The sequence below is a fragment of the Corynebacterium nasorum genome, from assembly GCF_032821635.1.
Taxonomy (GTDB): Bacteria; Actinomycetota; Actinomycetes; order Mycobacteriales; family Mycobacteriaceae; genus Corynebacterium; species Corynebacterium kefirresidentii.
Window position 1 is genome coordinate 13,556 of sequence record NZ_JAVBIE010000006.1, and the last position, 13,821, is coordinate 27,376.

At 56.1% G+C, this 13,821-nt stretch carries 13 protein-coding genes; 6 read left to right on the forward strand and 7 right to left on the reverse strand.

From position 1 onward, the window contains the following. Together sepH and serC are read right to left on the reverse strand one after the other, a co-directional pair. Complete coding sequence (gene sepH / locus RAE07_RS06255) at positions 1-876, reverse strand: septation protein SepH (RefSeq protein ID WP_023022012.1); 876 nt, start codon at positions 874-876, stop codon at positions 1-3. A gap of 113 nt (positions 877-989) precedes the next feature. Beyond that, the gene (gene serC / locus RAE07_RS06260; protein WP_200287977.1) at positions 990-2,108 is read right to left on the reverse strand and encodes a phosphoserine transaminase; all 1,119 of its coding nucleotides are present in this window, start codon (positions 2,106-2,108) and stop codon (positions 990-992) included. A gap of 159 nt (positions 2,109-2,267) precedes the next feature. On the opposite strand from serC, the gene RAE07_RS06265 reads away from it, so the two are divergent. The 6 genes from RAE07_RS06265 (at position 2,268) to RAE07_RS06290 (ending at position 8,343) form a co-directional block, all read left to right on the forward strand. Further along, positions 2,268-3,560 (forward strand): citrate synthase, encoded by a 1,293-nt coding sequence (locus tag RAE07_RS06265; RefSeq protein ID WP_023022010.1) that lies wholly within the window; start codon positions 2,268-2,270, stop codon positions 3,558-3,560. A 123-nt stretch (positions 3,561-3,683) separates the two neighbouring features. Continuing rightward, the gene (locus tag RAE07_RS06270; protein WP_005323855.1) at positions 3,684-4,043 is read left to right on the forward strand and encodes an FKBP-type peptidyl-prolyl cis-trans isomerase; all 360 of its coding nucleotides are present in this window, start codon (positions 3,684-3,686) and stop codon (positions 4,041-4,043) included. A gap of 68 nt (positions 4,044-4,111) precedes the next feature. Beyond that, positions 4,112-4,975, forward strand: coding sequence for an aldo/keto reductase (locus tag RAE07_RS06275; RefSeq protein ID WP_200287976.1), 864 nt, complete (start codon positions 4,112-4,114; stop codon positions 4,973-4,975). Positions 4,976-5,266: 291 nt separating this feature from the next. Further along, positions 5,267-5,614, forward strand: a complete 348-nt coding sequence (locus RAE07_RS06280) for a DUF485 domain-containing protein (protein WP_023022008.1) — start codon at positions 5,267-5,269, stop codon at positions 5,612-5,614. After that, on the forward strand, positions 5,614-7,257 hold the full coding sequence (locus tag RAE07_RS06285) for a monocarboxylic acid transporter (protein WP_200287974.1): 1,644 nt from the start codon (positions 5,614-5,616) through the stop codon (positions 7,255-7,257). Before RAE07_RS06280 ends, RAE07_RS06285 begins: the two co-directional genes overlap by 1 nt. Positions 7,258-7,296: 39 nt before the next feature. Continuing rightward, positions 7,297-8,343 (forward strand): hypothetical protein, encoded by a 1,047-nt coding sequence (locus RAE07_RS06290; RefSeq protein WP_200287972.1) that lies wholly within the window; start codon positions 7,297-7,299, stop codon positions 8,341-8,343. A 2-nt stretch (positions 8,344-8,345) separates the two neighbouring features. Here RAE07_RS06290 and RAE07_RS06295 read toward each other — a convergent pair whose 3' ends face one another. From RAE07_RS06295 to RAE07_RS06315, 5 genes are all read right to left on the reverse strand, one after another. After that, on the reverse strand, positions 8,346-9,338 hold the full coding sequence (locus RAE07_RS06295; RefSeq protein WP_200287970.1) for a DUF1906 domain-containing protein: 993 nt from the start codon (positions 9,336-9,338) through the stop codon (positions 8,346-8,348). A 113-nt stretch (positions 9,339-9,451) separates the two neighbouring features. Beyond that, positions 9,452-9,880 (reverse strand): OsmC family protein, encoded by a 429-nt coding sequence (locus tag RAE07_RS06300; RefSeq protein ID WP_023022004.1) that lies wholly within the window; start codon positions 9,878-9,880, stop codon positions 9,452-9,454. Positions 9,881-10,072: 192 nt separating this feature from the next. After that, on the reverse strand, positions 10,073-11,101 hold the full coding sequence (locus RAE07_RS06305) for an ABC transporter ATP-binding protein (protein WP_316328275.1): 1,029 nt from the start codon (positions 11,099-11,101) through the stop codon (positions 10,073-10,075). A gap of 1 nt (position 11,102) precedes the next feature. Further along, positions 11,103-12,719 carry an ABC transporter permease gene (locus RAE07_RS06310; protein WP_023027830.1) on the reverse strand — a complete coding sequence of 539 codons (1,617 nt, stop codon included), beginning with the start codon at positions 12,717-12,719 and terminating at the stop codon, positions 11,103-11,105. A gap of 32 nt (positions 12,720-12,751) precedes the next feature. After that, on the reverse strand, positions 12,752-13,783 hold the full coding sequence (locus tag RAE07_RS06315; RefSeq protein ID WP_316328279.1) for an ABC transporter substrate-binding protein: 1,032 nt from the start codon (positions 13,781-13,783) through the stop codon (positions 12,752-12,754). Positions 13,784-13,821 lie beyond the last annotated feature (38 nt).

Consider the following 13,821-nt stretch of genomic DNA (forward strand, 5'->3'; position numbering starts at 1 on the left):
TTAGTCCCTAGGGCGCTTGGTATTGGAGCGAACGCCGAGTAGTACGTCCTCCCAATGCGGAGTGACGGCCTTGCGGCGGCGCTTGGCGGGCTTTTCTTCCGGGGAGGGGTTCTGTAGGAACTCCTCTTCCTCGGGCTCTTCCGGCGGGGTGGTTGGCGCAGTGAGGTCAGTGACGTTGCTGGGCTGATCGCCGTCGATAGCTTCGTCGTAGCGGCCACTGCCCAACGAGGTCAGCGAGCGCACCGGCTGTACGAAGTCCGGGTCCGTTAGGTCTGCGGCCACCGAGTTGCGGGCCTCCACCGTGGCGGGCGAGGACATGGACTGCTTGAAGTACCACTCGGCTTCGTTCTCGGACAGGCCGGCCTTCCACGTCACGCGCACGATCCAGGCCTCGCCCTGGTGGCGGTAGGCGTCCCAGGTGGACTCGGACAGTGAGTGTCCGCGAGCGGCAAAGGCGGTAGCAAGAACCTCCCACAGGGTGAGCTTGGCTGGGCCGTCCTCGCGTACCGGGTGAGCCTGCTTGGCAATCTCCGCGATGCGGTTGCGCTCCAGCATGACCGGGTAGGCGAAGGGTTCAATGCGGGACTCGGGCACGCCCATTTCTTCCGCCACTTCCGCCGCGGAGGCACCGGCGCGGATGCGGTTTTGGATCTCCGCCGGGCGAATCTTTGCCTCTTCAACCGGCTCCGGTTTGGCGGGCTTGGCAAGGCTGATGGCGGGAGCCGCCGGCTCTTCTTCCGGGGTTTCCTGCTGCTCACCCTGCAGGACCTCGCGCAGTTCATCGGTGATGGAGAGGAAAAACTCTTCGCCGTCTTCGGTGCGCAGCACCAAAGAGGTTTCAGTCGATTCGCTGTCAACTGGGAACAGCTCGCGCATAATAGGGCGCTCCTTTTGCCTATCGACGGCGGACAATTCTGTGATGCATTCAACTATAACGTGAAAAGCCCCACGGCCTGCGAGGCGGCGGGGCATGTTGAGTGAGTGATGCGTTACTTTGCATCCAAGACGTAGTCAATGCACTGGGTGAGCTTAGCGATATCCTCCGGATCAATGGCGGGGAACATGCCGATGCGCAGTTGGTTGCGGCCCAGCTTGCGGTACGGTTCCACGTCCACGATGCCGTTGGCGCGCAGGGTGGCGGCGAGCGCTGCGGCATCGACGGAGGCTGCAAAGTCGATAGTGCCCACCACGAGCGAACGAGAAGCAGGATGTGCGACGAATGGAGTGGCCTCTGGGCGGGATTCGGCCCAGCGGTACAGGTTAGTAGAGGACTGCGTGGTGCGCTCTACCATGCCGTCCAAGCCTCCGTTCTCATTCATCCACTGGATTTGGTTATCCAGCATGAGCAGGGTGGCAATCGCCGGGGTGTTATAGGTCTGGTTCTTGCGCGAGTTATCCACTGCGGTTTGAAGGTTGAGGAAATTAGGGATATAGCGCTCAGAGGCGTTGATCCTTTCAATCCGCTCCAGGGCGGCGGGGGACATGGCGGCTAGCCACAGGCCGCCGTCAGAGGCAAAGCATTTCTGCGGCGAGAAGTAGTAGACGTCCGTGTCGGCGATATTTACCGGCAGGCCGCCTGCCCCAGAGGTGGCGTCTACAACCACCAATTGTTGGTCGTTGCGCGGGTGTGGGCGGGTGACCTCTGCCATCGCACCGGTGGAGGTTTCATTATGCGCCCAAGCAACCACGTCCGCCTCCGCGGAGAGATCGCCTACGTCGGGCACGGTGCCCGCGGGAGCCTCCACGATGGACGGGGCATCAAGCCAAGGGGCACCCGCGGCAGACTTTGCAAACTTAGTGGAAAACTCGCCAAAGGTAAGGTGCGCGGAGTGGCGTTCAATGAGTCCGAAAGTGGCGGCATCCCAGAAAGCGGTGGCGCCGCCCACAGAGAGGACAATTTCGTAGCCTTCTGGCAACGAGAAGAGAGCGCTTAATCCTTCCCGTACCGAACCTACGAGGTTTTTGACCGCTGGCTTGCGGTGAGAGGTGCCCATGACTGCAGGTTCTATGGCTGCAAGCTGGTCGGGGCGAACCTTGGAGGGGCCACAGCCAAAGCGGCCGTCGGCAGGCAGGAGATGGGCGGGCAGCGTAAGTTCTGGAGTGCTCATGAGTGTCAGTGTAGGACAGTTCCGGTCGAACGGCAGTTATTTTAGTCGACCGAAACTTGTAGGCGGCGTCACAAAGTTTGCTAAACTGTGAAGAGCTATCCAACTAGCTTCTTTAAGTTAGTGCCTAATAATGACTTTCACAAAGAGAAAGGAACTTCCGTGGCTTCTGAAGACAACAAAGTAGTGCTCCAGTACCCAGGCGGCGAGTACGAGATGGACATCAAGCAGTCCACCGAGGGTGACTCCGGCTTTGACATCTCCAAGCTCCGTAACGAAACCGGACTTGTTACCTTCGACCCTGGTTACACCTCCACCGGTTCCACCGAGTCCAAGATCACCTTCATTAATGGTGAAGAGGGCATCCTGCGCCACCGTGGCTACGACATTGCAGACCTTGCAGAAAATGCTTCCTTCAACGAAGTTTCTTACCTCCTGATCAAGGGTCACCTGCCCAACGAGGAAGAGCTCAGCCACTTTAATAAGGAAATTCGCCACCACACCCTGCTGGATGAGGATTTCAAGGCCGCGTTCAACATCTTCCCGCGCAACGCACACCCGATGGCGGTGCTAGCTTCCTCCCTTAACATTCTCTCCGCTTACTACCAGGACCAGCTCAACCCGCTGGACCCAGAGCAGCTGGATAAGGCAACCGTTCGCCTGCTGGCTAAGGTGCCAATGCTGGCCGCCTATGCCTACCGAGCTTCCCAGGGTAAGCCTTATATGTACCCGGATAATAGCCTGAACGCCCGCGAGAACTTCTTGCGCATGATGTTTGGCTACCCAACCGAGGAATACGAGGTTGACCCGGTCGTAGCTAAGGCCCTGGATAAGCTGCTCATTCTGCACGCTGACCACGAGCAGAACTGCTCTACTTCCACCGTGCGCATGATTGGTTCCGCGCAGGCGAACATGTTCGTCTCTATTGCTGGCGGCATTAACGCTCTGTCCGGCCCACTGCACGGTGGTGCAAACCAAGCCGTTCTGGAGATGTTGGAAGATATCCAGAACAACCACGATGGTGACGCTACCGACTTCATGAACCGCGTGAAGAATAAGGAAAAGGGCGTTCGCCTCATGGGCTTCGGCCACCGCGTGTACAAGAACTACGACCCACGCGCTGCCATCGTCAAGGAGACCGCACACGAGATCATCGATCACTTGGGTGGCGACCCGATGCTGGATCTGGCCATGAAGCTGGAAGAGATTGCGCTGAACGATGACTACTTTGTCTCCCGCAAGCTCTACCCGAACGTGGACTTCTACACCGGCCTGATCTACCGCGCCATGGGCTTCCCGACGGACTTCTTCACCGTCCTCTTTGCTATCGGCCGCCTGCCGGGCTGGATTGCTCAGTACCGCGAGCAGCTGGAGATCAACACCAAGATCAACCGTCCGCGCCAGATCTACACCGGCGAGTCCCTGCGTAAGGTTACCCCACGTAACGAGCGCTAAAGCGCCCCGCGGGTTCGCCGAATTAAGCCGAATCGGGTGGTAGCACCTATAATAGGTGCAGCTCGGTTCGGTTTTTAATGCGACCGCACGAACAAACTAGATTTCCCAAGGAGAATAATCCCCATGGATAAGCCTGTTATTGAAGCCCAGTCTGGCCCAGCGCCGACGGACCTTGTCGTAGAAGACATCGTCGTCGGCGACGGTGCTGAGGCACAGCCTGGTGCCGTAGTGGAGGTCCACTACGTCGGCGCTGAATACGAGACCAACCAAGAATTCGATTCCTCGTGGGACCGTGGCCAGTCCATCGAGTTCCCACTGACCGGTCTCATTGCCGGCTGGCAGGAGGGCATTCCGGGAATGAAGGTGGGCGGCCGTCGCAAGCTCATCATTCCGCCGGAAAAGGCCTATGGTCCTGCCGGCGGTGCGCACCCGCTATCCGGCCGCACCTTGGTCTTCATCATTGACCTCATCCGCGCCGACTAAAAGCGCTCAACCCCAGGTTCGCCCTGGGGTTTCGTCGTTTTCGGCGCGGCTTTAAAAACTGCGGCACAATGGAGGGCATGACTGTGCCAACCGTAACTTTTAATGATGACCGCGAAATGCCCCAGCTGGGCCTAGGTACGTACAAGCTCTATGACGAGGAATGCATCCGCGTTATCCGTGAGGCCATCGATTTGGGCTACCGCCACTTCGATACCGCTACGCTGTACAAGAATGAAGAGGCGGTAGGCACCGCCCTCAAGCAGGCAATGGATGCCGGCGATGTCACCCGTGATGAGCTCTTTGTTACTTCCAAGGTCTGGCATTCCCACCACGGTGCGCACAAGGTAGAAGAGGCATTCCAGCAGTCGCTGAAGGATCTGCAGCTGGACTATCTTGACCTGTATCTCATCCACTGGCCGTGGCCGCAGGGTGGCCTATACAACGAGACCTTTGAGGCTATCGCCCGCCTGCAGGGTATGGGTCAGATTGCGTCCATCGGCGTGGCCAACTTCTACGAGGACGTGCTCAAGGACTTGATTTCCACCACCGGTATTTCTCCGGTGCTTAACCAGGTGGAGATTCACCCGGGCTTTACGCAGTCCGGTTTGCGCGCTTTCCATCACGATAATGACATCGTCACCGAGGCATGGGCCCCGTTGGCACGCGGGGTAGTGCTCAATAACCCAGTGATTGAGCAAGCTGCCGCTGACCATGAGGCCACCGAGGGACAGGTTGTGCTGGCTTATCTCATGTCTAAGGGGATGTCCGTGATCCCGAAGTCCGCGCGCACCGAGCGGCTAAAGGAAAACCTCGCTTCCACCGAGTTGGAGCTTACGGCGGAGGAAGTATCCGCCATCGATGCCCTGGAAGGCCAGGAGGGCTTTGGTCGCATGTTTAATGACCCGCGCGAGTTCCCTGGCGACGAGGAATAGTCTCACCCGCAGTTTAAGCCCCCTCACCGGGGGCTTTTCTTTTGTCAAGCGGCTGTTAACAATCTTCGCAAAAGGGGGGTTGTTTCCACCGATGGGGGTAGTTGGCTAAAGACGTTGATCCAGCTCGGCGGAACCTATCAGCTTGAAAGGGTGGAGAGGTGAGGTGTTTTCTTGGCAGAGTTCACAACCTTGCAGAAAATGTTCGGTAACTTACATGGAAACATGGATAGTGATTAATAACACATTATCTCGTGTGACCTAAGTTCCTCTCACCCAAGGAGACGAAGCTCTATGAGTGACGTAGCTGCAACTCCTGTCTCGCGCCGCGAACCCACCGGTAGCGAGTTCATCGCGATGCGCGACTCCGCCGAATTCGGCGAGCTGCGCCGTACCTACCGGAGTTTTACTTTTCCCATGACCGTGGCCTTCTTTGTGTGGTACGTGGTCTACGTTCTAGCTGCCGTGTTTGCCCCTGGCTTTATGGCAATCGAGCTTGGTGGCGGCTGGAATATCGGACTGGTTTTCGGCCTAGCCCAGTTCCTCACCACCTTCATTATCACGTGGATCTACGTGAAGTATGCCAATAAGAATATCGAGCCTAAGTCGGCCGCCATCCGTGAAGAGCTGGAGGGCATGTAATGATTACCACCACCCTCGCCGCCGAATCTTCCGCTGGCAATCCCATCTTGAATATCTCCATTTTCGGCATCTTCCTTTTCATCACCATGGCGGTGGTGCTGCGCGCCGGAAAGACCACGAAGAAAGCCTCGGACTTTTATACCGGCGGCGGCACCTTCTCCGGCCGACAAAACGGCCTAGCCATCTCTGGTGACTACCTTTCCGCGGCATCGTTCCTGGGCATCGTTGGTGCTGTGGCGCTCAATGGCTACGACGGCTTTTTGTACTCAGTCGGCTTCTTTGTTGCCTGGCTGGTAGCACTCATGCTCGTCGCTGAGCCCATGCGTAACGTGGGCCGCTTCACCATGGCGGATGTCTTGTCTTTCCGTTTGAAGCAGAAGCCCGTGCGCGTAGCGGCGTCCATCGCCACCCTCTTTGTCACGCTCTTCTATCTCATCGCACAGATGGCAGGCGCTGGTTCTCTAGTGGCCGTGCTGCTGGATATCCACGATTTTAAGTGGCAGGCGGTCGTCGTGGGCATCGTTGGTGTGCTCATGATTGTCTATGTATTGGTCGGTGGCATGAAAGGCACCACCTACGTTCAGATGATCAAGGCTGTGCTCCTAGTAGCCGGCGTAGTCATCATGTGCTTCTTGGTATTCATTGCACTGCGCGGTGGATTTAGCGCGCTGTTTAACAACGCCATTGATATGCACGCCGCCTCTGAACAGATTAAGGAGAAGGGCTATGAAGCTAAAGACATCATGGCCCCTGGCCTGAAATACGGCGCCACCACCGCCACCAAGCTGGATTTCATCTCCTTGGGCATTTCGCTGGTGCTTGGTGTGGGCGGCCTGCCGCACGTGTTGATGCGCTTCTACACCGTGCCTACCGCTACTGAAGCCCGCCGTTCTGTTACCTGGGCGATTGTCATCATCGGCGCCTTCTATCTGATGACCTTGGTCCTGGGATACGGCGCCGCCGCCTTGGTCGGTCCGGACCGCATCCTCGCCGCGCCGGGCGGGGCTAATGCCGCGGCACCACTGCTTGCGCTGGAGATTGGCGGCTCTATCTTCATGGCGGTTATTTCCGCAGTGGCCTTCGCCACCGTGCTTGCCGTGGTTGCTGGCCTGGCCATTACCGCCTCGGCATCCATCGCGCACGATATTTACCATGCGGTCATCCGCAATGGTAAGTCCACAGAAGCCGAGCAAGTTCGCGTTTCCCAGGCCACCGTGGTGGTCCTTGGCATCGTGGCTATCATCTTGGGCATTCTGGCCATGACCCAGAACGTGGCGTTTTTGGTCTCCTTGGCTTTCGCGGTTGCGGCTTCTGCCAACCTGCCGACTATCTTGTACTCCCTGTACTGGCGTCGCTTCAATACCGCAGGCGCGGTGGCCTCCATGTATACCGGCGTGGTGTCCTGCTTGGTGCTCATCTTCTTCTCCCCAGCAGTCTCCGGTTCTGAGACCTCCATGTTCCCGGGCGCGGACTGGGCTATCTTCCCGCTTTCCTCGCCGGGCTTGGTATCCATTCCGCTGTCCTTCTTCGTCGGCTGGTTGGTCTCCATCATGACCAAGCCAGACGACTTGGAGGAGCTTTCTGCAGAAATGGAAGTCCGCTCGCTTACCGGCGTAGGGGTGGAGGCACCCGTCCAGCATTAATTGCCTAGATAGTGCACTCAACCGGTAACATGTATCGACGTGTTTAGAACGTCGTTGACTCGCAAGGCGGCATCAGCCAAGGCTGGTGCCGCTTTAGCCGTATGTATGCTCGCCTTGACCGCCACCGCGTGCAGCACCAGCGAAAGCGATAGCGGCGCGCTTGCCGACGCCCCTTCGGGATTAACAGACACCAACCGCGACGTCCCACCAGAAATCAATGAGTTTCTAGAAGGCGATGAGGGGCGCTCTGTTACCTATATTCGGCTGCATGATGGCATGCATATGGGTTCTGCCTCGGAGCACGAGGCTCGCCCGGCGCTCAGCCTCATCAAGCTCTATATCGCCACCTACGTCATGGAAAAGGGCGAGTACGAAGATAAGTATGAGGCGCTGGATATGATCGCTAGCTCCTCCGATAAGTCCGCCGAGGATCTCTTTGAAAAGTACCCAGAGTCCATCGACACCATTGCCGATGAATTCAAGTTGGAATCCACCAAAGCCGGCGAGAAATGGGGTTACTCGCAGACCTCTACGTATGACGTTGCCAGCTTCATTTCGCAGCTCATCGAGCGCGATGAAACCCACCCAGTGCTCGTAGCTATGGCACATGCCGATCCCATCTCTGAGGATGGCTACCGCCAGGACTATGGCACCGCCAAGCTCTCTAACGTGGTGGGCAGCAAGTGGGGCTGGTCCAATGATAAGTCCATCAACTCTTCCGTCTCCTTTGGTGAGAACTTCGTAGCCGCAGCCTCAATCAATGGCTCGTCCGATGAGCTTACTGATTACGTAAAAGATGAGGTCACCGGAAAGAGCCTGGGCAAGGCTACCGAGCGTTTCCTCAAGTACAAAGACGGCGAGGGCGTGCCGCCGATTGAAACCACTACCTCGGAGACCTCCACGACGTCGTCTAGCAAGAAGGATAAGGACGAAAAACCCGGCACAGGGAAGAAGGATAAATCCGCGTCGAAGGAACCTACCAGCGAATCCACTACGTCCGAAAAGAAGGATAAAGGCAGCTCCGATAAGAAGTCCACAGATAAAAAGAAAGGCTCAGAGAAAACCTCCGAGCCCTCTAAAAAGTAGTACTACCGCGCCTTAGCAACCGTTTCTGCGACGATCTTCGCTAGCTGGCGAATTTGATCGTTGCTCAACGTTTTACCATTGAAAGTGACGCCATCCGCAGTTACCTGCGGTAGCTCTGGCAGCTCTGGATGTTTGCTCTGTAGCTGCGAGCTCAGCTGATTTACCAGGTCGGACGAGCCATTGCTCGGCGCCGTGGCCTGCGGCTGAGTCTTTGGCTGTGTTTTCTTAGTGGTTGGCTTCTTCGCCGGTGCAGGTGCTGCGGACTTGCCCGGTGTCCACTGGCCCCAGTCATCGGCGTAGACCTCGTTAACGTCTACGATGACGCCACCAATGGTCTGCTGTTTGCCGTGCGGCAGCTGGTGAATAGTGGTGCGCGGGTGAATCTTGCCATTAGAGCCCCAGTCATGCATCCAGAAATACTTGCCGATGCCATCCTGGATTGCCCACTCGATGGTGTTGTAATTACCGTAGACACCTGTCTGGTAGCCGGCCAGCTCCAGCGTCTTGGAAAACGCCTGCAGGTATGGGCGGATTTGGCGGGTGTACTGCTCGCGGGTGGGGTTATCGTCGATAGCAATGTAGATGGGGCGGTTTGTTGGGCCGCCTGCCTTCTTGTGTAGTGCAATCGCCTTCGGTGCGTGAAATGCAGCACCTGCTGCGCCCTGCTTCCAATCCGCGGTTTCCGCGCGGCCAAACTGGTATACGGAAGCGGTGGGCAGGCCTGCTGCCGCATTGGCCTTGGTCTCTTTCAGGGTTACCGGCTTGCCGGCCATCCACGCTGCATCGGGGCGCTTGTCGGAGACGTACCGAATCGCACCCATATGGCCGGCCTTCTTAATTGCCTGCGGGGAAGGAACGCCGGCAGAATAATCGATGATGGTGCCGCGCACCGGTCCGAGCGCCGCCGCATGGGGAGCGGCAGCACCGATGGCGCATGCGGTCAGGGCGAGAGCGCCGACCTTAAAGAGGCCGCGACGGGAGAAAGATGGTGACATGTTGAGCTCCTGCAGTAATCACATTTGTCACAGTAGTTAACAACTGCACCATAGCAGGAGGTCTAAAGCCCCAGAGGCAGCGAAAGCGCATGTCGCGCATTTACTTCGTAGTGCTATTTCGAGTCATTGCCAAACAACACTCGTGTGGGATTCTCAACCGTGCGCGACACCGTGCAGTCCTTCTCATGGGAGATGCGAATCAGATTGTCCACCAGCTCGCGTGCTTGGTTACCCTCGGACGTATCTGGGAAAGAAAGATTGAACCCCACGCGAACCTCCGACAGGCGCGATGCGCCATCCTCGTTTACGCGGTCGCCTTCTACATGCACATCAAAAGACTCCGGCTCAGCGCGCCGGGAGGTCACCACGTCCACGTCTACTGCGGAGCACCCCGCAACGGCCGCAAGCAAGAGTTCAACAGGGGAGAGGAGCCCCTCGCCACTGCCAAACTCAATGCTTGCTCCCGCGGAATTGGTAGCTCGGTATAGGGCGGTGTCGAGGCGGGTGAGGTCTACGGCGTAGTGTTTAGTACTTTCACTCATGACTTAGAGCTTAAGCAAGAAGCGAGAAACGCAGAAGGAAATGGCGGTGAGGATCGTTCGATGGTCAACGGTCCTCGCTTCTTGTGGTCAATATGAGCATAGGATCTTGTTCCAGAAAGCGGGGCAGCTGTCATGGAAAACGAGATCACAGTGAAACCGCCGAGTTGTTAAAAGTTCGCGGAACGTGACGAATTAAAAAATCAAGGGCGGCGAAAAGTGAATCCAAACCGATTGTCCCAATGCGGGTTTGTGGTCCGCAGTGGTGCGGAATATGGTTCCAGATTCATGAGTGGCGGTAACGGAGTAGTGGTCGCCTTCGAAAATTGCGGAGTCCACTATTGCTGGAACCGTGGTGCCTAGATAGTCTTCGTCCACAATCTTTGCGTGGTGCGGCAAGATAGCGGCTTTAGTACCTTCCTCTCGCACGGTTACTTGGCTCAGAGGCCATGAAACACCAAGCGTGGGACACTCGACGCAGCCTCCTGTAGTGGTGGTTTGAACAATTGTCGCGTCCGAAATAAACGCCGCGACCGCCGGGCTAGCAGGATTTTCCAGCAGCTGTTGCGGGGTAGCGATTTGTTGGATTTCGCCGCCGTCTAGGACCACGACTCTATCTGCAATTGCCAGCGCTTCGGCGCGATCGTGGGTCACGTGCACCGTGGTTAGACGTTGTTTTTCCGTCAGCGCCACTAGTTCGCGACGCAAATTATCGCGCAATGGTTCGTCAAGAGCTGAAAGAGCCTCATCCAGTAACAAAAGTTTGGGACTTGCGACGATCGCTCTGGCAAGAGCCACGCGCTGGCGCTGTCCGCCAGAAAGACTGTTCGGAGACCGGTCTTCGAATCCCGGCAGCCCTACGAGGGCCAAAGTTTTAGAAATGTGCTCTTCGCGTTTAGCCTTAGATACTTTCGCTCGGCGTAGCGGATAGCCAACATTCTCTTTAACAGACATGTGTGGCCAAATCGCGTGCTGTTGGAAAACCATACCAATGCCGCGCTCTTCGGGAGGAGTTGAAGTCATCTGTCTGCCATCGATGTCGAGCTCGCCCGATGATGGGGAAATAAAACCAGCGATGGTGCGAAGGAGGGTGGATTTACCGGAGCCTGACGGTCCTACAAGTGCGATGAGTTCTCCTGGCTCGATGGAGAGGTTGATATCGCGTAGGCCAGTGGTGCCGTCCGGAAAAGTGACCGAGAGGTGTGAAGTTGCAATTTTCGCCATTTTAAGTCCTTACCTTAGGGGACTGAATAGTCAGCGCGAGGGCAACGATGCCGACGATCGCGAAGAGTAGGGATAGAGCCGATGCCTGGTTATAATTTCCCGCCTGCTGAAGATTGAACACTTGGACGCCCAGCGTTGTCGTCCCGGGAGCGACAAGTAGTACGGAAATAGTTAGCTCTCGAATCGCAGTCACCGCCACTAGAACTGCGCCGGAAATCGCCGCTGGAATGCTCATTGCACCGACGGTTGAAAAGAGCGCCTTGAGGGGCGTGGCACCAGAAATGCGCGCTGCTTCTTCTATTGTGGTCGGGGTACTTATTAAAGGAGCACGCACGGATTGAACAACGAGTGCGGTAAATGCGCAGACGTAGGCAATAAGTATTATCCAAATCGTGTTATACAACCCCGTATAACGTCCGGCGATAAGCCAGGCTACACCGATGATGAGTCCTGGCAGGGCGCTCGGTAACAGCGTAGAAAGCATTAGAAGCGTATTTCCCCGTGCATGGGTCCGGGAAACTAATATTCCGATGACCCAGCCAAGAATGCCGCAGATTAACGCTGCGGTTATTGAGAGAAGTGCGGAATTGGTTAGCCCGTCGATGACGCGCGGGTTGGACAAAGCATTGGTGAAGTTCGCCAGCGAAATGGTTTCTAATGTAAACGGAATCCCAGGGGCTGGTAGCAATGCGCGGTAGGCCAAACCGAGGATTGGGCCAATGGAAATGACTAGTCCGCACACCCACATGATGATTGTGACCGGCCAACGCGCTGAATGCAGCGAAAAGCGCGCCGGGCTACCGGAGTCATGGGAAGAAGGTGAGTTTCTTAATGAGGTGAGATAGTCCATGATGACGGCGCCGATTCCCAAGAACAAGAGAACAACTCCGATGGTGGAGACTACCTGCAGGGGGTTGGATACGGTGCCAGAATCGATGAACCGGTAAATCATCGTTGCCAGGGTTTCGAACCTAGCTGGCGAGCCGATAATCGCGGGAATCCCGAAATCGGCAAGATTAGCAATTGCCGTGAGGGTAAACGCTGACAACAACGCAGGGCGAAGGAGGGGAAGGGTGACCGTACGCAGAACCGTTATTACGGAAGCTCCTGATACACGGGCGGCGAGTTCAAAATCTGGTGAGATTGAGCGCAGGCCCGATGAAATGATTACGTATGCTGTGGGAAAAGAGTGGATAGTCATCAGCGCAATGACCCCATCTGCGCCGTAGATATTCCAAAGTTCGAACCCAATGAGTCTATTTAAACCTTGATTCGGACCGAAGAGCTGAGTCCAGGCAATCGCTCCGATAAAAGGGGGAACCAAGAGGGGCGAAAGTAGGAAGAGCCGCAGTACCGAAGAGCCATAGATATCTGTGCGGTCTATTGCGATGGCAATAACGGTTCCAATGATGACGGCAGCAAGCGCCGAAAGCGCCGTGGTGAAAAGCGAATTCCATGTAGCAATGCTGAGCCCTTGTTCCAGAAGGGTGGGAATTTGGTTTCCTCCCAGTGCGAGGGAGACAACCAGGACCAAAGGCGTAATGAACAGACCAACAGCGATGAACCACACACCAACGCGCAGCGCGGATACGGAGGGATTTTTCAACAAGTGAGCCATCAAGAACTAGGAGGGATTAGAACAGACGGGGACTAGGAAGAAACTGCTTTTTGAAAAGCTTCGACGGCGGCGTTTTTATCCTTGGTAATTTTCTCTAGGTCTTGGTCCATGAGTTCAATGTCTTCAAGTTCTGGGGTGGCTGCTGGAGTTCCCACGTCCTTGCGCACTGGAAGATACGACTGCTCGACTGCGATTTTTTGTGCCTTTTTCGAAAGTAGGAAGTTGATGTACTTTTGTGCTGCTTCTTGTTTTTTGGAATCTTTGAATACACCCGCAGGTTCAGAAATATACGGTGCTCCCTCGGAAGGGTAGGAAAGAGCGACAGGGGAACCCTTGTCCGCTAGGTCTCGCACTAGATAATCGACGACTACACCTACGGGCCGTGACCCGGAGGCGATTTCTTGGGAAGTGGGACCATTGGACTCTGCGATCATCGGGGAGTTCTGGCCGAGATCTTCGAGCCAAGTTTCGCCGAGATCTGAATTGTTCTTCCACGCCGAGGCATTGAATGCCGCCGCGCCAGAGACCGCCGGGTTCGGCATGATGAGTTTGTCCTTATATTTCGGATCAGTTAGATCTGCCCACGACCTCGGGGCTTCGCCTTCTGCAAGTTCGTCGGTGTTATAGGCAATTACCGTAGGGATAATGCGCGTACCGACATAAAAATTCTCGTCGTCCTTGGCTTCGTCGATGATGTTGTTGGAATCAACATTGGCAAGCTGGATGAGGTCACCATCGTCGGCATAGTTTTCAAAGGTAGGTGCATCGGCTGCCCAGAAAACATCCGCTTGGATGTCACCAGATTTTTTCTCTGAAGATATGCGTGCGTTCAAATCTCCGGTGCCCGCGCGGTACACCTTGACCTCGATATCAGGAAACTCTTCATTGAAGGCCGCATTGATCTCATCGACCTTTTCTTCCGGCTCTGAGGTGTAGACGGTGATCGAAGTTGAACCGCTTTCTGCCTGCGTATCTTCATTCTTGGATGTAGGCTCACCGCACGAGGTAAGAAGTACAGTTGAAGCAAGAACTACAGCAGTAAGAGAAGAGTGCCTAGGCTTCATTTGGGGAATTTCCTCCAGAGAGAGTAGTGATCAGGAGT